Raw genomic sequence first — 22,744 nt, 5'->3', positions numbered from 1 at the left:
CCGTGTCGAGACCCAGTGTGTTGGCGGGTCACAGCAACCCCCGCGCCTTGAGCGCCAGGTAGTGGTCGGCGAGCGCGGGCGGCAGCGCCTCCGCGTCCGCGTCCACCACGTCGACGCCGAGCGCCCGGAGCAGGCCCGCGGTGTGACGCCGTCGGCCGAGGACCTGCTCGGCCGCGGCCGCGTCGTACACCTCGTCGAGGGTGCCGCGGGTGGCGGCGAGCTCCTCGAGGGCGGGGTCGCGCACCGAGGCGAGCACCACGCGGTGGTGCTGGGTGAGCGTGGGGAGCACGGGCAGCAGCCCCTCCTCCACGGCCGACGGCTCGAGCGGGGTGAGCAGTACGACGAGGGCGCGCTGGCGGCCCAGGCCGGCGACCGCGCCGGCGAGCGCACCCCAGTCGGCCTCCGCGATCACCGGGTCCAGGTCGGCCATCGCCTCCTGGAGCCGTGCGGCCACGTCGCGCGCGCCTGCTGACCGGAGCCGGCTGCGGACCCGCCGGTCGCCGGCGACGAAGTCGACCCGGTCGCCCGCCCGGGCCGCGAGCGCCGCGAGCAGCAGCGCGGCGTCCATCGCGGAGTCCAGGCGGGGGACGTCGCCGACCCGGCCCGCCGAGGTCCGGGACGTGTCGAGCACGAGCACCACCCGCCGGTCGCGCTCGGGCTGCCAGGTGCGGACCACCACGGTGCGGTTGCGGGCGCTCGCGCGCCAGTCGATCGAGCGGACGTCGTCGCCGCGGACGTACTCACGCAGCGAGTCGAACTCCGTGCCCGGCCCGCGCACCCGCACCGCGGCCCGCCCGTCGAGCTCGCGCAGCCGGGCCAGCCGGCTCGGCAGGTGCTTGCGCGAGTCGAACGGCGGGAGCGCGCGGACCGCGCCGGCGACCACCGTCGTCCGCTGCCGGGACGCCAGGCCGAGCGGACCACGCAGGCGGACGGTGACCCCGAGCCCGCGCAGGTCGCCGCGCCGCCGGGGGAGCAGTGGCGTGCGCAGCACCACCCGGTCGCCGGGGCCGAGCGCGAGCCGGTGCCGGTTGGCGCTCGCCCCGGCCGACGGCTGCCAGGCGTCGCGGAGCACGCCCCGCAGGCGCCGGCGGGAGGTGTTGGCGACCAGCAGCCGGGCCTCGGCCGACTGGCCGAGTCGCACCGTCCCGACCGGTGGTCGCTCCAGGGTCACGCGGGCGGGTGAGGGCGCCAGCAGGACGTCGGCGCCGACGAGCACCGCGACCGCGAGCACCCACAGCCACACCGTGCCCATCCCCGGGCGCAGCACCACGGCCACCACTCCGAGGAGCATCAGCAGCGGGACGCGGCCGGAGATCGACATCAGCGGCCCGTCACCGGGGGACCGGCACGGAGCCGAGCGCCGAGGCGAGGACCTCCCCGACGTCGACGCCCTCGAGCTCGGCCTCGGGACGCAGCCCGAGCCGGTGCACGAGGGTGGCGTGGGCGAGCGCCTTGACGTCGTCGGGCGTCACGAAGTCGCGGCCGGTCAGCCACGCCCAGGCCCGTGCCGACCGGAGCAGCGCGGTCGCGCCGCGGGGGCTGACCCCGAGGCTCAGCGAGGGTGAGCTGCGGGTCGCCCGGGCGATGTCGACGACGTAGCCCGCGACCTCGGGGCTGACCTGCACCCGGCCGACCGCCGCCCTCCCGGCGGCGATGTCGTCGGCGCCGGCCACGGGCCGTACGCCGGCCGCCGCGACGTCGCGCGGGTCGAACCCGGCCGCGTGCCGGCGGACGATCTCGAGCTCCGCCTCCCGCTCGGGCACCGGCATCACGACCTTGAGCAGGAACCGGTCCAGCTGGGCCTCGGGGAGCGGGTAGGTGCCTTCGTACTCGACCGGGTTCTGCGTGGCGGCGACCAGGAACGGCCGCGGCAGCTGGCGGGAGACGCCGTCGACCGAGACTTGGCCCTCCTCCATCGCCTCGAGCAGCGCCGACTGCGTCTTGGGCGGCGTCCGGTTGATCTCGTCGGCCAGCAGCAGGTTGGTGAAGACCGGGCCCTCACGGAAGCTGAGCTCGCCGCGGGTGCTGTCGATGACCATCGAGCCCGTGATGTCGCCCGGCATGAGGTCGGGCGTGAACTGCACGCGTCGCGCGTCGACCGAGAGCGCTGCGGCCAGCGTCCGCACGAGCAGCGTCTTCGCGACGCCCGGCACGCCCTCCATGAGCACGTGCCCGCCGCACAGCAGCGCGACGAGCAGGCCCGACACGGCGGCGTCCTGCCCGACGACGGCCTTGGCGACCTCGGTGCGTACGGCGGCCAGCCGGTCGCGTGCCTCCTGACCGGCGGCCTCGGGGCTGCCGGGCGGGGGGACGGGGGTCTCGGTCATGGGCGGCGTACCTCTCTGTCGAGCTCGGCCAGCTGGCCGGCCAGGGCGATCAGGTCGTGGTCGGTGGCGGGGGACGGGGCATCCGGCCCGAGGAGCCGCGCGAGCTCCTCGTGCGGGCGGCCGGTGTGCCGGGCCAGGTCGTCCAGCAGGGTGGCGGGGCGGGGTCGGCCCGGGTGCCGAGGCCGAACCGTTCGGCGAGCCGGCCGCGCGCGGCCGACCGCAGGGCCGCGGCGGCGTGGCCGCGGTCGCCGGCCTTGCGGTAGAGCCGGCCCCGGCTGTGGGTGGTCTCGATCGCCTTGACGACGACGGGCAGCGGCTCGGTCGCGAGCGGCCCCAGCCTGCGGGCGCGCCAGACGAGGAGCGCGAGGGTCGACAGGGCGACCACCCACAGCGACGGCCGCAGCCAGCGGGGCAGCAGGGTCGTCAGGCTCACCCCGTCGTCGCCGGCGAGGTCGTCGAGGGAGGGCACGTACCAGACCAGCCGGTCGCGTCCGCCCAGCAGCCGCAGCGCGACCGCGGCGTCGTCGGCGCGCAGGACCTGGTCGTTGCTGAGCAGGTCCCCGGCGCCGAGCAGCACCAGCCCCGGCTGCGGCTCGGCGAGCAGCGCACCGTGCTCGCCGCGGAAGCAGCCGCCACCGACGGGGTACTCGACAGCCTGGTCCACCAGCACCGAGAGCCCGGCGTACGCCGGGTCCGCGCAGTCGGCCGCACGCGGCTCGTCCAGGTCGACCCGGAAGGGGAGGCTGCTGACCCCGAGGGCCGCGGTCGTGCCGGGGCCCGGCTCCGCGAGCACGAGCAGCGCGTCAGTGGTGTGATCGACGAGCCGGGCGACCGTGCTCTCGCCGAGGTTGCCGGTGGAGGTGACCAGCACCGTCGCGCCGGCGACGTCGGCCTCCTCGAGCTGGTCCGCGCTGCGCACCACGGTCACGTCGACACCCTGGCCGGCCAGCACGCGCGCCACGGCCCGGCCACCCTCGGGATCGGGGTTGTCGGGGTCGAGCGGGACCCCGTGGCGGGCGCCGCCGCCGCCGACCACCAGCACGACCGCGACTGCGGCGAGCAGCCCGGCCAGGACCGCCAGCGTCGCCCGGTGCCGGCGCACGCGCCCGCCGGTCACGGCCGGCCCGCCAGCGCGTCGTCGAGCTCGAGCACGCCCTGTGCCTGGGCGGTCGTCGCGGGCCGGTCGCCGTACCGCACGGCGTCGAAGAGCGCCGCGGTGCGGTCGACGTCGGGCTGCTGGTGCGGGTGCGCGGCGCCCAGCGCTGCGGCGACCTCGTGGGCCGTCGCCCCGGGTCGGTCCTCGATCCGGCCGCGCTCGACCTGCCGGACCGCGAGCGCGCGGAAGGCGTCGACGACCGCGTCCTCGGAGCGGCCCTCGGCCAGTGCCCGCTCCGCCCGGGCGCGCAGGTCGGCGGCGGTGACGGTCCGGTCGGCGGGCAGCACGGCGCGGTCACGGGCGGCGCGGGCGGTACGCCGGGCCCGCGAGAGCAGCCAGCCCAGCCCGAGGGCCAGGAGCAGGAACGCGACCATCGCCGCGAAGGTCGACAGCGGTGGCGTGCCCGAGGCCGCGTCCACCGCGCCGTCGACCATGCGGCCGACCCAGTCGAGGATCTGCTGGAGCACGTCGTGCTCGTGGTACTCCGGCCGGACCAGCTCGCGGCGCAACAGCGAGCTCGCGTCGTCCGGCGAGGGGTCGAGCGGCGGCTCGGACAGGGCCGCCGCGAGCAGCCAGGTCACGACGCGGTGATCCCTGCCTGGGTCATCAGCTCGACGTCGTACGCCTCCTTGCGGATCCGCTGGTCGAGGTACTGCACGCTCGTGACCGCGGAGGTGAACGGCGTGACGAACGCCGTCTGGACGACGGTGCCGACGGCGGTCAGCGCCACGAGCACGAGGACCGCGTAGCGCGAGTCGGCCATCGCCAGCGGCAGCAGTTGGGCGCCGATCGAGAACGGCGCCGAGAGCATGCTGCCGGCGATCCCCGCGACCAGCAGCGTGAGCAGCGCGATCCCGAAGGTCCGCCAGAACTGGCGCCGGGTCAGCCGGAACCCGCGACCGATCGCGACGAGCACGCCGGTGCGCTCGAGCATCAGCGCCGGGACCGGGAGGTAGTAGACCCGGATCCAGAACCAGCAGGCGAAGGCGAGGAACGCGGGCACCGTGACGACCCCGAACAGCACGATCGCCCAGGTGGGGAGCAGCACGACGGCGAGCACCCACAGCGCGCCGTAGGCGAGCAGCCCGCCGGCCAGCATGAGCCCGAGCAGCAGCGTGAGCCCCACCAGACGCCAGCGTGAGCCCCGGGTCGCGGCCCAGGCCTCACCGAGCGTGAGCCGGCGACCGATCGCGGCGGCGGCCGTCACGTGGGCCACCATGCCGGTGACCAGGATCGAGCCGATCGACTGCAGCATCGTGCCGAGGAACAGCGACCCGATCGAGCCCGCGTAGCCCAGGAGCTCGGCGGTCGAGAGGTCGTCGCCGGACTGGGCCGCGGAGAGGTCGACGAGGACGGTCAGCAGCGCGGTGACCAGCACCGGGACCGCCATCGAGACCGCGGCGACGAGCACCGAGGAGCCGACCGTCGCCCGCGGGTTGAACCGGATGATCCGGAACGCCGCGTCGTACATGTCGCCGAGCGAGAGCGGCCGCAGCGGCATCGCGCCCGGCTTGTGCGCGGCGCCCAGCATCCCCGGGGCGGGCGCCCAGGTGCCGGCGGCGGGACCGGCCGAGGGAGGTGCTCCCCAGGTCGGCGCCGGGGCCGCGGGTGGGGGCTGCCACCCGGGCGGGGGAGGGTATTCGTCGCCCGACACGCGCCTATCCTGTCAGCCGCGCCACCGGGTCAGCCCTGCCGCGCGGGCAGCTGGCACGCGGTGTCCAGGCCCAGCACCCGGTTGAGCCGGCCGAACGCGATCCAGGAGCCCAGGCACATCGAGAGCTCGACGATCTCCGCGTCGCTGTAGGCCCGCTTCACCCGGGTCCAGAACTCCTCGTCCAGGCCGTGGTGGTCGAGGGCGAAGCGCTCGGCGTACTCGGCGGCGAGCCGGACGCGCTCGTCGAGGTCGGTCGCGGTCCGCCAGCCGGCCACCGCGTCGGGGAAGGAGTCCTCGACCGTGGCGCCGTCACGCTCGGTGCGCCAGTCCTGGCAGAACACACAGCCGTTGATCTGGGCGATCCGCAGCCGCGCGGCCTCGAACTCGCGGAGACCCAGGGTGGTGTGGCTGTAGACGCTCTGGGAGAACCGGGACGCCGCGACGCCGATGTGCGGGACCATCTCGCCCCACACGTGCAGGATGGGGTCCACGCCCTCGGGCAGATCGATGATCATCGCCGTAGGATATCTCGGATCTAGAACGTGTTCTCGTGGCCGTTCGGGCGTGCGCGAGGCGCGGATCCGGATGCCGCCGACCCCGGTTTGGCGCTCGCGGCGATCTCTGTCAAGATAGTCCGGTTGCTTCGGCGGGTTGCCGGGGTGCGCCACATCTTGACTACTGAATCGCGTCTCCACGAGAGGTCAGTGGTCCGGCGTGCGGCCGCACCGACCCAGGAGACCCGATCCGCTCGACGAACCGTCGGGCACCACCACCACAGCAGACGAGATCCACCCGGTCTCGTGTTGCGCCTAGCAGGTGCGACACGCCCGACCGCGGGGGTCGGAGCTGCGAGGTGGGGAAGCACGGGCGGGGACGACTCAAGCCGGAGGAACCCCCGGGACTGCACGCGGTACCGAATCGAGAAGGACGAGAGAGACCTATGGCGGGACAGAAGATCCGCATCAGGCTCAAGGCCTATGACCACGAGGTGATCGACACCTCGGCGCGCAAGATCGTGGACACGGTCACCCGCACGGGTGCCAAGGTCGCCGGCCCGGTGCCGCTGCCGACCGAGAAGAACGTGTACTGCGTCATCCGCTCGCCCCACAAGTACAAGGACTCCCGCGAGCACTTCGAGATGCGCACCCACAAGCGCCTCATCGACATCATCGACCCCACGCCGAAGACCGTCGACTCGCTCATGCGCCTCGACCTGCCTGCCGGTGTCGACATCGAGATCAAGCTCTGAGGTTCCTGAGATGACTTTCGAACGCAACGTGAAGGGCCTGCTGGGCGCCAAGCTCGGCATGACCCAGGTCTGGGACGAGAACAACCGCGTCGTCCCCGTGACCGTGATCGCCGCCAGCACCAACGTGGTGACCCAGGTCCGGACCCCCGCCACCGACGGCTACAACGCCATCCAGGTCGGCTTCGGTGAGATCGACGGCCGCAAGGTGACCAAGCCGCAGGCCGGCCACTTCGGCAAGGCCGGCACCACGCCGCGCCGCCACCTGGTCGAGATCCGCACCGCCCTCGCCGCCGACTACACCGTGGGCCAGGAGCTGGCCGTCGACACCTTCGCCCCGGGCGAGGAGATCGACGTGACCGGCACCAGCAAGGGCAAGGGCTTCGCCGGTGTCATGAAGCGACACGGCTTCGCCGGTGTCTCCGCTTCCCACGGCGCCCACCGCAACCACCGCAAGCCCGGATCGATCGGCGCCTGCGCCACCCCGGGCCGCGTGTTCAAGGGCGTCCGCATGGCCGGCCGGATGGGTACCGACACCGTCACCACCCAGAACGTCACCGTGCACGCCGTGGACGTCGAGAAGGGCCTGATCCTCCTCAAGGGCGCGGTTCCCGGCCCCAAGGGTGGCGTCGTGGTGCTCCGCTCGGCCGCCAAGAAGACGCAGGAGGTCTGATCATGGCTGAGGACAACGAGAAGACCACTCCCGACGAGTCGGCTCCGGCGAAGAAGACGGCCGCCAAGAAGGCGACCACCGCCAAGAAGGCTGCTCCGGCCAAGAAGGCCGCGCCCGCCAAGAAGGCCGCGCCCGCCAAGGCCGCCGCTCCCAAGGCTGCGAAGGTCGACCTGCCCGCCGAGATCTTCGACGTCGAGGTCAACATCCCGCTGATGCACCAGGTCGTGGTGGCCCAGCAGGCCTCCGCCCGCCAGGGCACGCACGCCACCAAGACCCGCGGCGAGGTTCGCGGCGGTGGCCGCAAGCCCTACAAGCAGAAGGGCACCGGCCGCGCCCGTCAGGGCTCGACCCGTGCGCCGCAGTTCGCCGGCGGTGGCGTCGTCCACGGCCCGCAGCCGCGCAACTACGACCAGCGGACGCCCAAGAAGATGAAGGCCGCCGCGCTGCGCGGTGCCCTCTCCGACCGGGCGCGCAACGACCGCATCCACGTGGTGGAGTCGATCATCGCCGCGGAGGCACCGTCGACCCGGGCGGCCCTGGCCGCGCTGACGACGCTCTCCGACCGGTCGCGCTTCCTCGTGGTGCTGGAGCGCACCGACACCGTCACCTGGCTGTCGCTGCGCAACGCTCCCCAGGTGCACATCGTGGCGGTCGACCAGCTCAACACCTACGACGTGCTGGCGTCCGACGACGTCGTCTTCACGCAGGGCGCCTACGACGCCTTCGTGAACGGCACCGCGCTGTCCAAGCCCGTTTCGGCCGAGGAGGCTGCGAAGTGAGCGAGCGGAGCGAGCGAACCATTCAAGACCGCGCGACATGTGCCTCATGCGCGCACGGAGCGAAGCGAGTACGCGCATGAGCACGCTGCACAAGGACCACCGCGACATCCTGCTGGCGCCGGTCGTGTCCGAGAAGAGCTACGGCCTCCTCGACGCGAACAAGTACACCTTCCTGGTGCACCCCGACGCCAACAAGACCGAGATCAAGATCGCGGTCGAGAAGGTGTTCAACGTCAAGGTGACCTCCGTCAACACGATCAACCGTCCGGGCAAGACGCGCCGGACCCGCAACGGGCTGGGTAAGCGCAAGGACACCAAGCGCGCGATCGTCAGCCTCGCTGAGGGCGACCGCATCGACATCTTCGGAGGCCCGGTCTCCTGACCGGGCACCTGGATACGAGGACTAGACACATGGCTATCCGCAAGTACAAGCCGACTACCCCGGGCCGTCGCGGCTCGTCGGTCGCCGACTTCGTCGAGATCACCCGGACCACTCCGGAGAAGTCGCTGACGCGTCCGCTGCCCAAGAAGGGCGGCCGCAACAACCAGGGCCGGATCACCACCCGGCACCAGGGTGGCGGTCACAAGCGCGCCTACCGCATCATCGACTTCCGTCGCTACGACAAGGACGGTGTCCCGGCCAAGGTCGCGCACATCGAGTACGACCCCAACCGCACCGCGCGCATCGCGCTGCTGCACTACGTCGACGGCGAGAAGCGCTACATCATCGCGCCGAAGGACCTGTCGCAGGGCACGCGCGTCGAGTCGGGGCCGAACGCCGACATCAAGCCCGGCAACAACCTGCCGCTGCGCAACATCCCGGTCGGTACGACCATCCACTGCGTGGAGCTGCGGCCCGGTGGCGGCGCGAAGATCGCCCGCTCCGCCGGCAACAGCGCCCAGCTGGTCGCCCGTGAGGGCTCCCGCGCGACGCTGCGTCTGCCCTCGGGCGAGATGCGCTTCGTCGACGTGCGCTGCCGCGCCACCGTCGGTGAGGTCGGCAACGCCGAGCAGTCGAACATCAACTGGGGCAAGGCCGGCCGCATGCGCTGGAAGGGCAAGCGTCCGACCGTCCGCGGTGTGGTCATGAACCCGGTCGACCACCCCCACGGTGGTGGCGAGGGCAAGACCTCGGGTGGTCGTCACCCGGTGTCCCCCTGGGGCAAGCCCGAGGGCCGTACGCGCAAGCGCAAGGCCAGCGACTCCCAGATCATCCGTCGCCGCAAGACCGGCAAGAACAAGCGCTGATAGGGAAATAGAGACATGCCTCGCAGCCTGAAGAAGGGCCCGTTCGTCGACGACCACCTGCAGAAGAAGGTGGACGCCGAGAACGCCAAGGGCTCGCACAACGTCATCAAGACCTGGTCGCGCCGGTCGATGATCGTGCCGGACATGATCGGTCACACGATCGCCGTGCACGACGGTCGCAAGCACGTGCCGGTCTTCGTGACCGACGCCATGGTCGGCCACAAGCTCGGGGAGTTCGCTCCCACCCGCACCTACCGCGGGCACGTCAAGGAAGACCGGAAGGGACGACGCCGATGAGCACCACCGAGCGCAGGCGCACCAGCGCCCGCCGCGAGTCGCTGCTCGGCGACCAGCCCGGAGCCTTCGCGAGCGCCCGCTACGTGCGGATCACGCCGATGAAGGCCCGCCGGGTCGTCGACATGGTCCGCGGGCTGCCCGTGGACGACGCCCTCTCGCTGCTGCAGTTCGCGCCGCAGGCCGCCTCCGAGACCGTCTACAAGGTCCTCGAGAGCGCGGTCGCCAACGCCGAGACCACCGAGAGCCTCGACCGCAGCGCCCTCGTGGTCGCCGTGGCCCAGGTCGACGAGGGCCCGACGATGAAGCGCTGGCGCCCCCGTGCGCAGGGTCGTGCGACCCGCATCAACAAGCGCACCAGCCACATCACGCTCGTCGTCCAGCCGGCCGACGTGGTGGCAGAGAAGAAGGCGTCCCTGAAGAAGAGGAAGAGTGCCTGATGGGCCAGAAGATCAACCCGAACGGCTTCCGCCTCGGCATCTCGACCGACCACAAGAGCCGGTGGTACGCCGACAAGCTCTACAAGGCGTACGTCGGCGAGGACGTCGCCATCCGCAAGCTGCTCTCCAAGGGCATGGAGCGGGCCGGCATCTCCAAGGTCGAGATCGAGCGCACCCGTGACCGCGTGCGAGTGGACATCCACACCGCGCGTCCGGGCATCGTCATCGGCCGCCGTGGCGCCGAGGCCGACCGCATCCGCGGCGAGCTCGAGAAGCTCACCGGCAAGCAGGTGCAGCTGAACATCCTCGAGGTCAAGAACCCCGAGATGGACGCGCAGCTGGTCGCCCAGGGTGTTGCCGAGCAGCTCTCCGGCCGCGTGCAGTTCCGTCGCGCCATGCGCAAGGCCATGCAGACCACGATGCGCTCGGGTGCCAAGGGCATCCGGATCCAGTGCTCGGGCCGCCTCAACGGTGCCGAGATGTCGCGCACCGAGTTCTACCGCGAGGGCCGCGTCCCGCTGCACACCCTGCGTGCCGACATCGACTACGGCTTCTACGAGGCCAAGACGACCTTCGGCCGCATCGGCGTGAAGGTCTGGATCTACAAGGGCGAGGTCGCCGGCACCCGTGCCGAGCGCCAGGCCCAGGCCGCCGCCCGCGCCGGGGTCCCCGGCCGCGGTGGTCGCCCGACCCGTGGCAACGAGCGTGGCGGCGAGCGTCCGAGCCGTGGCTCCCGTGGCGACCGTCCGGCGCGCTCGGACCGCGCCGACGCTCCCGCAGCCCCGGCCGAGGCCGCCGCTCCGGCTCCGGCCGCTGACACCCCCAAGGAGGGCTGAGCCATGTTGATGCCCCGTCGTGTCAAGCACCGCAAGCAGCACCACCCCAAGCGGACCGGTGCGGCCAAGGGTGGCACCCGCCTGGCCTTCGGTGACTTCGGCATCCAGGCGATCGAGTCCCACTACGTGACCAACCGGCAGATCGAGTCCGCTCGTATCGCCATGACGCGTCACATCAAGCGTGGCGGCAAGGTGTGGATCAACATCTACCCCGACCGCCCGCTGACCAAGAAGCCTGCCGAGACCCGCATGGGCTCCGGCAAGGGCTCTCCCGAGTGGTGGATCGCCAACGTGAAGCCGGGCCGGGTCATGTTCGAACTCTCCGGCGTCGACGAGACGACTGCCCGCGAGGCCATGCGCCGCGCGATGCACAAGCTCCCGATGAAGTGCCGGTTCATCTCCCGCGAAGCAGGTGAATTCTGATGGCTACGACTGCTCACGAGCTCGACGAGCTGAACGCCGTCGACCTCGAGGCCAAGCTCCGCGAGGCCAAGGAGGAGCTCTTCAACCTCCGCTTCCAGGCGGCCACCGGCCAGCTGGAGAGCCACGGCCGTCTCCGCACGGTCAAGAAGGACATCGCCCGGATCTACACCGTGGTGCGTGAGCGCGAGCTCGGCATCCGCACCGCCCCGGGCAACGACAGCAACGAGGATGGTGACGCATGAGCGAGCAGACTGCTGCGCGGAACGCCCGCAAGGTCCGCGAGGGCCTGGTCGTCAGCGACAAGATGGACAAGACCGTGGTCGTGTCCGTCGAGGACCGTGTGAAGCACGCGCTGTACGGCAAGGTCATGCGTCGCACGAGCAAGCTCAAGGCGCACGACGAGCAGAACGAGTGTGGCATCGGCGACCGTGTCCTCCTCATGGAGACCCGTCCGCTGTCGGCCACCAAGCGTTGGCGCGTCGTCGAGATCCTCGAGAAGGCCAAGTAACTCACCCGTTCGGCCAGGCTCACCGCCCGCCGAGGCGTTGAGAACCGGCACGACAACCAGGAGAAGAAATGATTCAGCAGGAGTCGCGGCTCAAGGTCGCCGACAACACCGGTGCGAAGGAGATCCTCTGCATCCGTGTTCTCGGCGGCTCGGGTCGGCGCTACGCCGGTATCGGCGACGTCATCGTCGCCACCGTCAAGGACGCGATCCCCGGTGGCAACGTGAAGAAGGGTGATGTCGTCAAGGCCGTGATCGTGCGCACCGTCAAGGAGCGCCGCCGTCCCGACGGCTCGTACATCCGCTTCGACGAGAACGCCGCCGTCATTCTCAAGAACGACGGCGAGCCCCGTGGGACCCGCATCTTCGGCCCCGTGGGCCGCGAGCTGCGCGAGAAGAAGTTCATGAAGATCATCTCGCTCGCACCGGAGGTGCTCTGAGTCATGGCCAAGAGTCTGAACATCAAGAAGGGCGACACCGTCAAGGTGATCGCCGGCAAGGACAAGGGCGCCGAGGGCAAGGTCATCCAGGTGCTCCGTGAGGAGCAGCGGGTGATCGTCGAGGGCGTGAACCGCGTCAAGCGGCACACCAAGGTCGTCAACCAGGGCGGTCGCGCCGGGACCACCGGCGGCATCATCACCGCCGAGGCCCCGATCCACGTCTCCAACGTGATGCTCGTCGACGGTGACGGCGTGACCCGGGTCGGCTTCCGCCGCGACGAGGTCACCAAGCGCCGCCCGGACGGCTCGACGTACAAGGCGGAGCGCAGCGTCCGCATCTCGCGCAAGACCGGCAAGGAAATCTGATGACCGAGACCCAGACGACCGCCTCAGCGTCGGTCACCCCTCGTCTCAAGACCCGCTACCGCGAGGAGATCCTCCCCGCGCTGCGCTCCGAGTTCGACATCAAGAACGTCATGCAGGTGCCCGGGCTGACCAAGATCGTGGTCAACATGGGCGTCGGCGAGGCGGCTCGCGACTCGAAGCTGATCGAGGGTGCCGTCAAGGACCTCACCGCGATCACCGGCCAGAAGCCGCTGGTGACCAAGGCCCGCAAGTCCATCGCCCAGTTCAAGCTGCGTGAGGGCATGCCGATCGGCGCGCACACCACGCTGCGCGGCGACCGGATGTGGGAGTTCCTCGACCGGCTGCTCTCGCTCGCGCTCCCGCGTATCCGCGACTTCCGGGGTCTCAACCCCAACCAGTTCGACGGTCGCGGCAACTACACGTTCGGTCTCACGGAGCAGGTCATGTTCCACGAGATCGACCAGGACCGGATCGACCGCTCGCGCGGGATGGACATCACGGTCGTCACCACCGCCACCAATGACGAGCAGGGTCGCGCGCTGTTGAAGCAGCTCGGCTTCCCGTTCAAGGAGAACTGACATGGCGAAGACCGCTCTGAAGGTCAAGGCCGCTCGCAAGCCGAAGTTCGCGGTGCGCGGCTACACCCGCTGCCAGCGCTGCGGCCGGCCCAAGGCCGTCTACCGCAAGTTCGGCCTGTGCCGCATCTGCCTCCGGGAGATGGCGCACCGGGGCGAGCTGCCGGGCGTGACCAAGTCCAGCTGGTGACCACCACCCTCCACAACCGCTGAAGGTCGCGTCTCCGCGAGGGGCGCGAAACCGCAGAAGAGAGAGAAACAACCGCAATGACGATGACTGACCCGATCGCAGACATGCTCACGCGTCTGCGCAACGCCAACCAGGCGTACCACGATGCGGTCTCCATGCCGTACAGCAAGCTCAAGCAGGGTGTCGCCGACATCCTCAAGCAGGAGGGGTACATCACCTCCTACGAGGTCACCGAGCCGGCCGAGGGCGAGGTCGGCAAGACGCTGACGATCACCCTCAAGTACGGCCGCAACCGGGAGCGCTCGATCGCCGGCGTCCGCCGGATCAGCAAGCCCGGTCTGCGCGTGTACGCCAAGCACACGGGTCTCCCGAAGGTGCTCGGCGGCCTCGGCGTCGCGATCATCTCGACCAGCCAGGGCCTGCTGACCGACCGCCAGGCAAACCAGAAGGGCGTGGGTGGGGAAGTCCTCGCCTACGTCTGGTAACGACGAGACCGAGAAGGAGATCTAGAAGCATGTCGCGTATTGGCAAGCTCCCCGTCGCGGTCCCGTCGGGTGTCGACGTCGCCATCGACGGCGCGCACGTGACGGTCAAGGGCCCCAAGGGCACCCTGTCCCACACCGTGGCCGCCCCCATCATCGTGGAGAAGGGCGACGGCGTCCTCGACGTCAAGCGTCCCGACGACGAGCGTCAGAGCCGGGCCCTCCACGGGCTCACCCGCACCCTGGTCAACAACATGGTGGTGGGTGTGACCGAGGGCTACGAGAAGAGGCTCGAGATCGTGGGCGTCGGCTACCGCGTCCTGTCCAAGGGCCCGACCCAGCTGGAGTTCCAGCTCGGGTACTCGCACCCCATCACGTTCAACGCCCCCGAGGGCATCACCTTCACCGTCGACGGCCCCACTCGCCTCGGCGTCCAGGGCATCGACAAACAGCTCGTCGGTGAGGTGGCCGCCAACATCCGCAAGCTGCGCAAGCCCGAGCCGTACAAGGGCAAGGGCGTCCGCTACGCCGGCGAGCAGATCCGCCGCAAGGTCGGAAAGGCCGGTAAGTAACCATGGCGATCTCGCTTTCGAACAACAAGCACACCGCTGCGCGGACCAAGTCCCGCCTGCGTCGACAGGTGCGCGGCCGCAAGAAGGTCTCCGGCACGTCGGAGCGCCCGCGTCTCGTCGTCACCCGATCCTCGAAGCACATCACCGTCCAGGTCGTCGACGACCTGGTCGGCAAGACGCTCGCGTCGGCCTCCACCATGGAGCCGGACCTGCGTGGCTTCACGGGTGACAAGACCGCCAAGGCCAAGAAGGTCGGCGAGCTGGTCGCCGAGCGGGCGAAGTCCGCCGGCGTGGACGGCGTGGTCTTCGACCGCGCCGGCAACAAGTACCACGGTCGCGTCGCGGCCCTGGCGGAGGGCGCCCGCGAGGGCGGCCTGACCTTCTGATCGCGATAGATACGCAAGAAGAGAGAAGAGGAAAGTCTCATGAGCGGAGCCCAGCGCAGTCAGCGCGGTGGCGAGCGCCGTGGTGGACGCGACGACCGTCGCGGCCAGGGTGCTGACAAGACCGCCTACATCGAGCGCGTCGTTGCGATCAACCGTGTCGCCAAGGTCGTGAAGGGTGGTCGTCGCTTCAGCTTCACCGCCCTCGTGATCGTCGGCGACGGCGAGGGTCTGGTCGGCGTCGGCTACGGCAAGGCCAAGGAAGTCCCCGCGGCGATCGCCAAGGGCGTCGAGGAGGCGAAGAAGGCATTCTTCCGCGTCCCGCGCATCCAGGGCACGATCCCGCACCCCGTCCAGGGTGAGAAGGCCGCCGGTGTGGTCCTCCTGCGTCCCGCCGCTCCCGGTACCGGCGTCATCGCCGGTGGCCCGGTGCGCGCGGTGCTGGAGTGCGCCGGCATCCACGACGTGCTGAGCAAGTCGCTCGGCTCGTCGAACCAGATCAACATCGTCCACGCGACGGTGGCGGCCCTCAAGATGCTCGAGCAGCCCGAGGCTGTCGCTGCTCGGCGCGGCCTGCCGGTCGAGGAGGTCGCTCCGGCGGCCCTGCTCCGGGCCCGTGCCGAGGTGCCGGCGGGCGCCTCGCAGGAGGTGTCCTCCTGATGGCGCAGCTCAAGGTCCAGCAGAAGAAGGGCACCGTCGGCGTCAAGGCCAACCAGCGCGAGACCCTGCGCACGCTCGGTCTCAAGCGCATCGGCGACGTCGTGGTGAAGGAGGACCGCCCGGAGATCCGCGGCATGGTCAACACCGTCCGTCACCTCGTGACGGTCGAGGAGGTCGAGTGACATGACGCTCAAGCTGCACAACCTGCGTCCCGCCAAGGGCGCCAAGACCGCCAAGACGCGCGTCGGCCGTGGTGAGGGCTCCAAGGGCAAGACGGCGGGCCGTGGCACCAAGGGCACCAAGGCCCGCTACCAGGTCCCGTCCGCCTTCGAGGGCGGCCAGATGCCGATCCACATGCGGCTCCCGAAGCTCAAGGGCTTCAAGAACCCGAACAAGGTGGAGTTCCAGGTCGTCAACCTCGACCGCCTGGGCGAGCTCTTCCCCGAGGGTGGGGCCGTGACGGTCGACGACCTCGTCGCCAAGGGCGCCGTCCGCGACGGTCTCCCCGTCAAGGTCCTCGGCCAGGGTGACCTGTCCGTGGCCGTGCAGGTGAGCGCGAACGCGTTCTCCGGCTCGGCCAAGGAGAAGATCGAGGCCGCCGGCGGCACCACCACGTTGGTGTGACCGACGGGTGACCCGCTTCAGCGCGTTGGGCGCGGCAGTCCTGCCCCTGGCAGGACCGGCCGCGCCCGTCGCGCGTTCTGGGGCCATCACCCCGCCTGTTAGGCTTCCCCGGGTCCTTGCGATCGAGTCGCAGGGACCGCTTCACGCTTGGAGAAAGAGGATCTCGTGCTGAGCGCGTTCGCGAACGCTTTCCGGACCCCGGACCTGCGGCGGAAGCTGCTGTTCGTCCTGTTGATCATCACGATCTTCCGGCTGGGGTCCCAGGTCCCGACCCCTGGCGTCGACGTGGCCAACGTCAAGAGCTGCATCGATATCGCCAACAACGGCAGCAATGCAGACCTCTACAGCATGGTCAACATGTTCTCCGGCGGAGCGCTGCTGCAGATCACGATCTTCGCGCTGGGCATCATGCCGTACATCACCGCGAGCATCATCCTGCAGCTGCTCGTCGTGGTGATCCCACGGCTCGAGGCGCTGAAGAAGGAAGGCCAGTCCGGCCAGACCAAGATCACGCAGTACACCCGCTACCTGACGCTGGGCCTCGCGGTCCTCCAGGCCACGGGCATCGTGGCGCTCGCCCGGTCGGGCAACCTGCTGCAGGGCTGCGACCCCGACACCTACCCGCTGCTGCACGACAACGGCACCGGGACGTTCCTGGTCATGGTCGTGACGATGACCGCCGGCACCGCCGTGATCATGTGGCTCGGCGAGCTGATCACCGAGCACGGCATCGGCAACGGCATGTCGCTGCTGATCTTCACCCAGGTCGTGTCGGGCTTCCCGTCATCCCTGTGGGGAGTGCAGCAGTCCAAGGGCTGGTGGACCTTCGGCATCGTGGTGATCATCGGGTTCGTGGTGATCGCGGCGGTCATCTTCGTCGAGCAGGCCCAGCGCCGGATCCCGGTGCAGTACGCCCGCCGGATGGTCGGCCGCAAGATGTTCGGCGGCAGCTCGACCTACATCCCGTTGAAGGTCAACCAGGCCGGCGTCATCCCGGTCATCTTCGCCTCCTCGCTGCTCTACCTGCCGGCCATGCTGGTGTCCTTCAACCCGAACGCGGACTCCGCGTGGGCGCAGTTCATCAACGACTACCTCGTCCGGGGCAACCACCCGCTCTACATGATCTCGTTCTTCCTCCTGATCGTGTTCTTCACCTACTTCTACGTCTCGATCACCTTCAACCCCCAAGAGGTGGCCGACAACATGAAGAAGTACGGCGGCTTCATCCCCGGGATCCGGGCGGGCAAGCCGACCGAGGACTACCTGTCCTACGTCCTGTCCCGCATCACGCTGCCGGGTGCTCTCTACCTGGGGCTGATCGCCCTGATCCCGCTGATCGCCTTCGCCGTCATCGGTGCCAACCAGAACTTCCCGTTCGGCGGCACCAGCATCCTGATCATGGTCGGCGTCGCGCTGGACACGGTGAAGCAGATCGAGAGCCAGCTCCAGCAGCGCAACTACGAAGGATTCCTGCGCTGATATGCGATTGATCACTAACGAGGGCGGCGCCTCGACGCGCTCTGCGACAATGCCGCTGACATGCGCCTGATCATCATGGGCCCCCCCGGGGCCGGCAAGGGAACCCAAGCGAAGTTCATCGCCGAGCACTTCAAGATCCCCGCGATCTCGACCGGCGACATCTTCCGTGCGAACGTCTCCGAGGGCACCCCACTCGGCATCGAGGCGAAGCGCTACATGGACGCAGGCGACTACGTCCCCGACGAGGTCACGAACCGGATGGTCCGCAACCGGATCGACGAGCCGGACGCCGCCAACGGCTTCCTGCTCGACGGCTACCCGCGGACCGTCTCGCAGGTCGAGGAGCTCGACGGGATGATCCGGTTCACCGGCCACCGGCTCGACGCCGTCGTCTGCCTCACCGTCGACCAGGACGAGATCGTGGGCCGGCTGCTCCAGCGGGCCCAGGTCGAGGGCCGTGCCGACGACACCGAGGACGTGATCCGGCGCCGGCAGGAGGTCTACCTCGAGCAGACCGAGCCGCTGATCGCGATCTACCAGGAGCGCGGGATCGTGCACGAGATCGACGGCAGCGGCGAGGTCGACGAGGTCACGGCTCGCATCTTTGACGCCCTCGACGTCATCCCCGAATCCTGAGCGGCACCCATGACGCACGTCGGCTGCGTTGTCGTCGGTCGACGACCGCTGCGCTTTGAAGGTCGCCTTCCCTCCTCCGCCTTGCCGACGCACGCCCTGGGCACCGCTCAGCGAGGCTCGTGATGGGGTTGCTCGACCGCGGCATCGAGATCAAGACGCCTGCCCAGATCGACGGCATGCGCAAGGCCGGCCTCGTCGTCGGACGCACCCTGGAGCTGCTCCGCGGCAGCGTGCGAGCGGGGATCTCGACCGGCGAGCTGGACGCGATCGCGGAGGACAGCATCCGCTCCTCGGGTGCGGTGCCGTCCTTCAAGGGCTACCACGGCTTCCCGGCGAGCATCTGCGCCTCGGTCAACGACGAGGTCGTGCACGGCATCCCCGGTGGCCGGGTGATCGTCGAGGGTGACGTCGTCTCGATCGACTGCGGGGCCATCGTCGACGGCTGGCACGGTGATGCCGCGATCACCGTCGCCGTCGGCGCCGTGCCCGACGAGGTGACCCGGTTGATGCGGGTCACCGAGGAGGCGATGTGGCGAGGGATCGCGGCCGCGCGCCTCGGCGGGCGGGTCACGGACATCTCCCATGCCGTCGAGACCCACGTCCGGAGCCAGGGCGGCTACGGCATCCTCGAGGACTACACCGGCCACGGCATCGGCTCCCAGATGCACCAGCCGCCGAACGTTCCCAACTACGGCCGACCCGGCAAGGGCCCCCGCCTGGTGGAGGGGCTCGCGCTGGCGGTCGAGCCGATGATCACGCTCGGCACCAAGGAGACCTCGCTGCTCGAGGACGACTGGACCGTGGTCACCGACGACGGCAGCTGGGCGGCCCACTTCGAGCACACCTTCACGATCACCCCGCAGGGCACCTGGGTCCTCACGGCCCTGGACGGCGGCGAGGCGGAGCTCACCGCGCTCGGCGTCCCGTTCGGCGGCCGCTGACCCTCGCGCCGGCCCCGTTTCGCGCGTCCCGGGCGGCGCGTGACAGGATGCTCCTGCCAGGAGGGGAGTATTCCCGTCACGGTGGCGTCGTCAGTACGGCCCGGGCCCGCGCCCGGACCCGGTGCCATCGGCTCGTGACCCGAGCGGAAGAGACCTCCGGAGACACGACCATGCCCGCGTGCGACGTACGTTGGCACCCTGGGCCACTCCGGAGGAGAACCACTCGATGACCGCTTTCACCGGCGACTCCGTCGCCTCACCGCTCGTCTGGGTGATCACCATCGCCGTCACGGTCGGCGTCCTGTTCGTGGACCTCGTGGTGATCGCGCGGCGGCCGCACGAGCCGACGATGCCCGAGGTGAGCCGCCACCTGGTCTTCTTCATCGGGCTCGCCGTGCTCTTCGGCCTGGCCCTCTGGTTCTTCGCCGAGCCGCACGAGCTCTCCCCGCACCCCGGACCCGAGTTCTTCGCCGGCTGGCTGACCGAGTACTCGCTCTCGATCGACAACCTGTTCATCTTCATCATCATCATGGCGAACTTCTCGGTGCCTCGGCAGTACCAGCAGACCGCGCTGATGATCGGCATCGTGCTCGCGCTGGTGATGCGCGCGATCTTCATCGTGGTGGGTGCCGCGGCGATCAACGAGTTCAGCTGGGTGTTCTACGTCTTCGGTGCCTTCCTGCTCTGGACCGCGGTCAAGCTCGCGAAGCAGGGCTCCACCGACGACGACCAGGAGGAGTTCGAGGAGAACCGCCTGGTCCGGTTCGCGGAGAACCACCTGCCGGCCACCAGCGAGTGGAACGGCACCAAGCTCTTCACCAAGGAGAACGGCAAGCGGCTGATCACCCCGATGTTCCTCGTGGTGCTCACCCTCGGCACGACCGACCTGCTCTTCGCCCTGGACTCGATCCCCGCGATCTACGGTCTCACCCGCGACCCCTACCTGGTCTTCACTGCGAACGTCTTCGCGCTGATGGGCCTGCGGCAGCTGTACTTCCTCATCGGTGGGCTGCTGCAGCGGCTCATCTACCTGTCCTACGGGCTGGCGGTCCTGCTCGGCTTCATCGGCGTCAAGCTCGTGCTGCACGCGATGCACGAGAACGAGCTGCCGTTCATCAATGGCGGCGAGCACGTCGAGTGGGCACCCGACATCCCGATCTGGCTCTCGCTCGTGGTGATCGTCGGGACCCTCGCGGTCACCGCGGTCGTCAGCCTGGCGGTCTCGTCCCGGATGACCAAGGCCGAGATCGAGGCGCGGACGATCTCGCTCGGCGACGACTGACCGCGCCGGGTCCGGGCGGAATGGATCCGACGCCGGCCCGGTTGGCACTGGGGTGAGCGAACGTCGTACCGCCCTGTCCGTCCTCGACCTCGTGCCGGTGCGCAGTGACCAGACCACGGGTGACGCTCTGGCCGCCACCCTCTCGCTGGCCCGGGTCGCGGACGAGCTCGGGTACCGCCGCTACTGGCTGGCCGAGCACCACAACATGCCCGCGGTGGCGGCGACCAACCCGCCGGTCCTGATCGGGCTGGTCGCGGGCGCGACCTCGCGGATGCGGGTCGGGTCCGGCGGGGTGATGCTGCCCAACCACGCGCCGCTGGTCGTGGCCGAGCAGTTCGCGCTGCTCGAGGCGGCCTTCCCGGGCCGGATCGACCTCGGCATCGGCCGGGCGCCGGGCAGCGACCCGGTCACCAGCTATGCCCTGCGGCACGGCGCCGGGGGAGTGAGCGACGAGGCGGTCACCCGCTTCCCCGAGTACGTCGAGAACGTCCTGGCGATGATGGAGCCCGACGGTGTCGGTCTGGGCATCCAGGGCCGCACCTACCCGCTGAAGGCGACGCCCGCCGCCCGCTCGGTCCCCACGATCTGGCTGCTCGGCTCCTCGGACTACTCCGCCCGGCTGGCCGCGGAGAAGGGCATGCCCTACGTGTTCGCCCACCACTTCTCGGGCAACGGCACCGCGGAGGCGCTCGCGCTCTACCGCTCGGGCTTCCGGCCCTCGCCCGAGCTCGCGGAGCCGCGGACGTTCCTGACGGTCAATGCCGTGGTCGCCGACACCGCGGACGAGGCGCGGCGACTCGCGCTGCCCCAGCTGCTCGCGATGGTCGCGCTGCGCACCGGCGGGGACCTGGCCCCCCAGCTCTCGGTCGAGGAGGCCGAGAAGGTCGAGCTGCCCCCGGCCCACGTCGAGCTGGTCGAGTCGATGGCGCAGCGCTGGGTGGTCGACGCGCCCGACCGTGCGCGGGCGCGGATCGAGGACCTGGCGGCGACGTACGGCGTCGACGAGGTCATGGTGCACCCGGTCGCGGGGGCGTGGACCGGCACCGAGCCCGCCGCGAGCCCGGCCCGCGAGGAGACGCTGCGCCTGCTGGCCGGATGACGCGTCGTGCCGCCGTACGCGTAGACTCGGCACCGCACACGGCCGGGAACGGCTCGAAAGCCGCCTCTGCGGCCCGGTGCCGCCGCTTCGAGCGGCCGGATTCGTGTTTCGCGGCCAGGTCCGACTAAACTGGCGTGTCGGCCCAACGTGGGTCTGCTTCGTGGTGCCTCGCGGCTGCCCGGATCACAACCGAATCGCTCTGCTGAGCGCTTCGCCGTGTGCCCGGGATGAGGTCCACAGGCGGCTGCACGAGGTCCACTCCCGCCCCTGGCGGGGGAGGTTCGCGGGCCACCCGTCACCGGAAAGAACGCCGGTGCCGGTGCAGCAACGGTAGACACAGATCCAACAGATTGTGGAGGACATGCCGAAGAAAGAAGGCGTGATCGAGATCGAGGGCACCGTCGTGGAGGCCCTCCCGAACGCGATGTTCCGCGTGGAGCTGAGCAACGGCCACAAGGTTCTCGCCCACATCAGCGGCAAGATGCGACAGCACTACATCCGGATCCTCCCCGAGGACCGTGTGGTGGTGGAGCTCTCGCCGTACGACCTCACGCGAGGTCGGATCGTCTACCGCTACAAGTAGCAGCCGAGAATCCGAAAGGGCCTCCTAGTGAAGGTCAAGCCGAGCGTCAAGCCCATCTGTGACAAGTGCAAGGTGATCCGTCGCCACGGCCGCGTCATGGTGATCTGCGAGAACCCGCGCCACAAGCAGCGCCAAGGCTGAAGTCGTGCACGACGAAGTCGTGCGCGGCGTCTCAGCCGCAGATTGAGTAAGCCCTCCGACCGAGCTTGCGAGGTCGGAACGGGCGCATCGAAATCCCTCAACTGGATCGATACGCCCGCTACACAACTGAACACCACAACGTGATCGCTCAGCCCGTCGCATGACGGGTCAACCACCTCCGGACGACAGGCCGGAGCCTGAACCACGAGGCTCAGGACGCGTCACGACCAGAAACCTGTCGGAACAACCGAAGGGAAACAGCCACCACATGGCACGCCTCGTTGGTGTGGACCTCCCGCGCGACAAGCGCATCGAGATCGCACTCACCTACATCTACGGCATCGGCCGTACCCGCGCCCAGCAGGTCCTGCAGGCCACCGGGGTCAACCCCGACCTGCGCGTCCACCAGCTGGGCGACGAAGAGCTGGTCAAGCTCCGTGACGAGATCGAAGCCAACTTCAAGATCGAGGGTGACCTCCGTCGCGAGGTCCAGGCAGACATCCGCCGCAAGATCGAGATCGGCAGCTACCAGGGTCGCCGCCACCGCCAGGGCCTCCCGGTCCGCGGTCAGCGCACCAAGACCAACGCGCGCACCCGCAAGGGTCCCAAGCGCACGGTTGCCGGCAAGAAGAAGGCCAAGTGATCGAAGCCCTCGTGACCACCTGCGTGGTCCCGACCGGCTCGACCGCCGTCTCTCACTCACAGACCAG

At 69.9% G+C, this 22,744-nt stretch carries 35 protein-coding genes; 29 read left to right on the top strand and 6 right to left on the bottom strand.

From position 1 onward, the window contains the following. Positions 1-28: 28 nt before the first annotated feature. Genes QQZ14_RS19885 through QQZ14_RS19860 form a run of 6 tightly spaced genes read right to left on the bottom strand, consistent with a single transcriptional unit; the run spans position 29 to position 5,652 of the window. Complete coding sequence (locus QQZ14_RS19885) at positions 29-1,321, bottom strand: DUF58 domain-containing protein (RefSeq protein ID WP_284536145.1); 1,293 nt, start codon at positions 1,319-1,321, stop codon at positions 29-31. 10 nt (positions 1,322-1,331) lie between these two features. Next, positions 1,332-2,327, bottom strand: a complete 996-nt coding sequence (locus QQZ14_RS19880; protein ID WP_284536144.1) for an AAA family ATPase — start codon at positions 2,325-2,327, stop codon at positions 1,332-1,334. Between the two features lie 49 nt (positions 2,328-2,376). Continuing rightward, the gene (locus tag QQZ14_RS19875) at positions 2,377-3,444 is read right to left on the bottom strand and encodes a DUF4350 domain-containing protein (RefSeq protein ID WP_284536143.1); all 1,068 of its coding nucleotides are present in this window, start codon (positions 3,442-3,444) and stop codon (positions 2,377-2,379) included. Further along, positions 3,441-4,064 carry a DUF4129 domain-containing protein gene (locus QQZ14_RS19870; protein WP_284536142.1) on the bottom strand — a complete coding sequence of 208 codons (624 nt, stop codon included), beginning with the start codon at positions 4,062-4,064 and terminating at the stop codon, positions 3,441-3,443. Before QQZ14_RS19870 ends, QQZ14_RS19875 begins: the two co-directional genes overlap by 4 nt. Beyond that, positions 4,061-5,137 carry a hypothetical protein gene (locus tag QQZ14_RS19865; RefSeq protein WP_284536141.1) on the bottom strand — a complete coding sequence of 359 codons (1,077 nt, stop codon included), beginning with the start codon at positions 5,135-5,137 and terminating at the stop codon, positions 4,061-4,063. Before QQZ14_RS19865 ends, QQZ14_RS19870 begins: the two co-directional genes overlap by 4 nt. Positions 5,138-5,166: 29 nt before the next feature. Beyond that, positions 5,167-5,652, bottom strand: coding sequence for a carboxymuconolactone decarboxylase family protein (locus QQZ14_RS19860; RefSeq protein ID WP_284536140.1), 486 nt, complete (start codon positions 5,650-5,652; stop codon positions 5,167-5,169). A gap of 425 nt (positions 5,653-6,077) precedes the next feature. Here QQZ14_RS19860 and rpsJ point away from each other — a divergent pair, with 425 nt between their 5' ends. The 29 genes from rpsJ (at position 6,078) to rpsM (ending at position 22,677) form a co-directional block, all read left to right on the top strand. Continuing rightward, positions 6,078-6,386 carry a 30S ribosomal protein S10 gene (gene rpsJ / locus QQZ14_RS19855; protein WP_008360994.1) on the top strand — a complete coding sequence of 103 codons (309 nt, stop codon included), beginning with the start codon at positions 6,078-6,080 and terminating at the stop codon, positions 6,384-6,386. Positions 6,387-6,396: 10 nt separating this feature from the next. After that, positions 6,397-7,056: a 50S ribosomal protein L3 gene (rplC, locus tag QQZ14_RS19850; protein WP_284536139.1), complete on the top strand. Its 660-nt coding sequence runs from the start codon at positions 6,397-6,399 to the stop codon at positions 7,054-7,056. A gap of 2 nt (positions 7,057-7,058) precedes the next feature. Continuing rightward, complete coding sequence (gene rplD, locus QQZ14_RS19845) at positions 7,059-7,835, top strand: 50S ribosomal protein L4 (protein ID WP_284536138.1); 777 nt, start codon at positions 7,059-7,061, stop codon at positions 7,833-7,835. 76 nt (positions 7,836-7,911) lie between these two features. Further along, positions 7,912-8,217 (top strand): 50S ribosomal protein L23, encoded by a 306-nt coding sequence (gene rplW, locus QQZ14_RS19840; protein ID WP_011757332.1) that lies wholly within the window; start codon positions 7,912-7,914, stop codon positions 8,215-8,217. 29 nt (positions 8,218-8,246) lie between these two features. Further along, positions 8,247-9,083 carry a 50S ribosomal protein L2 gene (gene rplB / locus QQZ14_RS19835; RefSeq protein WP_284536137.1) on the top strand — a complete coding sequence of 279 codons (837 nt, stop codon included), beginning with the start codon at positions 8,247-8,249 and terminating at the stop codon, positions 9,081-9,083. A 15-nt stretch (positions 9,084-9,098) separates the two neighbouring features. Beyond that, positions 9,099-9,380, top strand: coding sequence for a 30S ribosomal protein S19 (gene rpsS / locus QQZ14_RS19830; protein WP_091025716.1), 282 nt, complete (start codon positions 9,099-9,101; stop codon positions 9,378-9,380). After that, complete coding sequence (rplV, locus tag QQZ14_RS19825; RefSeq protein ID WP_284536136.1) at positions 9,377-9,817, top strand: 50S ribosomal protein L22; 441 nt, start codon at positions 9,377-9,379, stop codon at positions 9,815-9,817. The genes rpsS and rplV overlap by 4 nt, the downstream gene beginning before the upstream one ends. Then, entirely contained in the window at positions 9,817-10,653 is an 837-nt protein-coding gene (gene rpsC / locus QQZ14_RS19820) for a 30S ribosomal protein S3 (protein ID WP_284536135.1), read from the top strand. Before rplV ends, rpsC begins: the two co-directional genes overlap by 1 nt. A gap of 3 nt (positions 10,654-10,656) precedes the next feature. Next, entirely contained in the window at positions 10,657-11,076 is a 420-nt protein-coding gene (gene rplP / locus QQZ14_RS19815; RefSeq protein WP_284536134.1) for a 50S ribosomal protein L16, read from the top strand. Then, positions 11,076-11,318: a 50S ribosomal protein L29 gene (gene rpmC / locus QQZ14_RS19810; protein WP_284536133.1), complete on the top strand. Its 243-nt coding sequence runs from the start codon at positions 11,076-11,078 to the stop codon at positions 11,316-11,318. The genes rplP and rpmC overlap by 1 nt, the downstream gene beginning before the upstream one ends. After that, complete coding sequence (rpsQ, locus tag QQZ14_RS19805) at positions 11,315-11,584, top strand: 30S ribosomal protein S17 (protein ID WP_284536132.1); 270 nt, start codon at positions 11,315-11,317, stop codon at positions 11,582-11,584. Before rpmC ends, rpsQ begins: the two co-directional genes overlap by 4 nt. A gap of 68 nt (positions 11,585-11,652) precedes the next feature. Continuing rightward, entirely contained in the window at positions 11,653-12,021 is a 369-nt protein-coding gene (gene rplN / locus QQZ14_RS19800; protein WP_017932847.1) for a 50S ribosomal protein L14, read from the top strand. A 3-nt stretch (positions 12,022-12,024) separates the two neighbouring features. Further along, the gene (rplX, locus tag QQZ14_RS19795) at positions 12,025-12,387 is read left to right on the top strand and encodes a 50S ribosomal protein L24 (protein WP_284536131.1); all 363 of its coding nucleotides are present in this window, start codon (positions 12,025-12,027) and stop codon (positions 12,385-12,387) included. Beyond that, positions 12,387-12,965, top strand: coding sequence for a 50S ribosomal protein L5 (gene rplE / locus QQZ14_RS19790; protein ID WP_284536130.1), 579 nt, complete (start codon positions 12,387-12,389; stop codon positions 12,963-12,965). The genes rplX and rplE overlap by 1 nt, the downstream gene beginning before the upstream one ends. A 1-nt stretch (position 12,966) precedes the next feature. After that, positions 12,967-13,152 carry a type Z 30S ribosomal protein S14 gene (locus QQZ14_RS19785; protein ID WP_011757321.1) on the top strand — a complete coding sequence of 62 codons (186 nt, stop codon included), beginning with the start codon at positions 12,967-12,969 and terminating at the stop codon, positions 13,150-13,152. 77 nt (positions 13,153-13,229) lie between these two features. After that, positions 13,230-13,637 carry a 30S ribosomal protein S8 gene (gene rpsH, locus QQZ14_RS19780; RefSeq protein WP_284536129.1) on the top strand — a complete coding sequence of 136 codons (408 nt, stop codon included), beginning with the start codon at positions 13,230-13,232 and terminating at the stop codon, positions 13,635-13,637. A 29-nt stretch (positions 13,638-13,666) separates the two neighbouring features. Next, the gene (gene rplF / locus QQZ14_RS19775) at positions 13,667-14,206 is read left to right on the top strand and encodes a 50S ribosomal protein L6 (protein WP_284536128.1); all 540 of its coding nucleotides are present in this window, start codon (positions 13,667-13,669) and stop codon (positions 14,204-14,206) included. Positions 14,207-14,208: 2 nt separating this feature from the next. After that, positions 14,209-14,592 (top strand): 50S ribosomal protein L18, encoded by a 384-nt coding sequence (gene rplR / locus QQZ14_RS19770; RefSeq protein WP_284536127.1) that lies wholly within the window; start codon positions 14,209-14,211, stop codon positions 14,590-14,592. A 39-nt stretch (positions 14,593-14,631) separates the two neighbouring features. Further along, complete coding sequence (rpsE, locus tag QQZ14_RS19765; RefSeq protein WP_284536126.1) at positions 14,632-15,249, top strand: 30S ribosomal protein S5; 618 nt, start codon at positions 14,632-14,634, stop codon at positions 15,247-15,249. Further along, complete coding sequence (gene rpmD, locus QQZ14_RS19760) at positions 15,249-15,431, top strand: 50S ribosomal protein L30 (protein WP_284536125.1); 183 nt, start codon at positions 15,249-15,251, stop codon at positions 15,429-15,431. The genes rpsE and rpmD overlap by 1 nt, the downstream gene beginning before the upstream one ends. Before the next feature lies 1 nt (position 15,432). Next, positions 15,433-15,873 carry a 50S ribosomal protein L15 gene (gene rplO, locus QQZ14_RS19755; protein ID WP_284536124.1) on the top strand — a complete coding sequence of 147 codons (441 nt, stop codon included), beginning with the start codon at positions 15,433-15,435 and terminating at the stop codon, positions 15,871-15,873. Positions 15,874-16,038: 165 nt separating this feature from the next. Beyond that, positions 16,039-17,352: a preprotein translocase subunit SecY gene (secY, locus tag QQZ14_RS19750; RefSeq protein WP_284536123.1), complete on the top strand. Its 1,314-nt coding sequence runs from the start codon at positions 16,039-16,041 to the stop codon at positions 17,350-17,352. A 60-nt stretch (positions 17,353-17,412) separates the two neighbouring features. Then, positions 17,413-17,988 (top strand): adenylate kinase, encoded by a 576-nt coding sequence (locus QQZ14_RS19745; protein WP_284536122.1) that lies wholly within the window; start codon positions 17,413-17,415, stop codon positions 17,986-17,988. A 128-nt stretch (positions 17,989-18,116) separates the two neighbouring features. After that, positions 18,117-18,929, top strand: coding sequence for a type I methionyl aminopeptidase (gene map, locus QQZ14_RS19740; RefSeq protein ID WP_446740510.1), 813 nt, complete (start codon positions 18,117-18,119; stop codon positions 18,927-18,929). A gap of 226 nt (positions 18,930-19,155) precedes the next feature. Then, entirely contained in the window at positions 19,156-20,211 is a 1,056-nt protein-coding gene (locus QQZ14_RS19735; RefSeq protein ID WP_284536120.1) for a TerC family protein, read from the top strand. Between the two features lie 52 nt (positions 20,212-20,263). Next, entirely contained in the window at positions 20,264-21,310 is a 1,047-nt protein-coding gene (locus QQZ14_RS19730; protein WP_284536119.1) for an LLM class flavin-dependent oxidoreductase, read from the top strand. A gap of 361 nt (positions 21,311-21,671) precedes the next feature. Further along, positions 21,672-21,893 carry a translation initiation factor IF-1 gene (gene infA, locus QQZ14_RS19725; RefSeq protein ID WP_011757309.1) on the top strand — a complete coding sequence of 74 codons (222 nt, stop codon included), beginning with the start codon at positions 21,672-21,674 and terminating at the stop codon, positions 21,891-21,893. A 27-nt stretch (positions 21,894-21,920) separates the two neighbouring features. Continuing rightward, complete coding sequence (gene rpmJ, locus QQZ14_RS19720; RefSeq protein ID WP_011757308.1) at positions 21,921-22,034, top strand: 50S ribosomal protein L36; 114 nt, start codon at positions 21,921-21,923, stop codon at positions 22,032-22,034. Between the two features lie 268 nt (positions 22,035-22,302). Beyond that, a complete protein-coding gene (rpsM, locus tag QQZ14_RS19715; RefSeq protein ID WP_284536118.1) occupies positions 22,303-22,677 on the top strand; it encodes a 30S ribosomal protein S13 in 375 nt (124 codons plus the stop codon). Positions 22,678-22,744 lie beyond the last annotated feature (67 nt).

The organism is Nocardioides sp. T2.26MG-1, from assembly GCF_950101795.1.
In the GTDB taxonomy this organism is placed as follows: Bacteria; Actinomycetota; Actinomycetes; order Propionibacteriales; family Nocardioidaceae; genus Nocardioides.
Note: the sequence above shows the minus strand (reverse complement) of the source record. Positions and strands in the feature narration are given on the sequence as shown.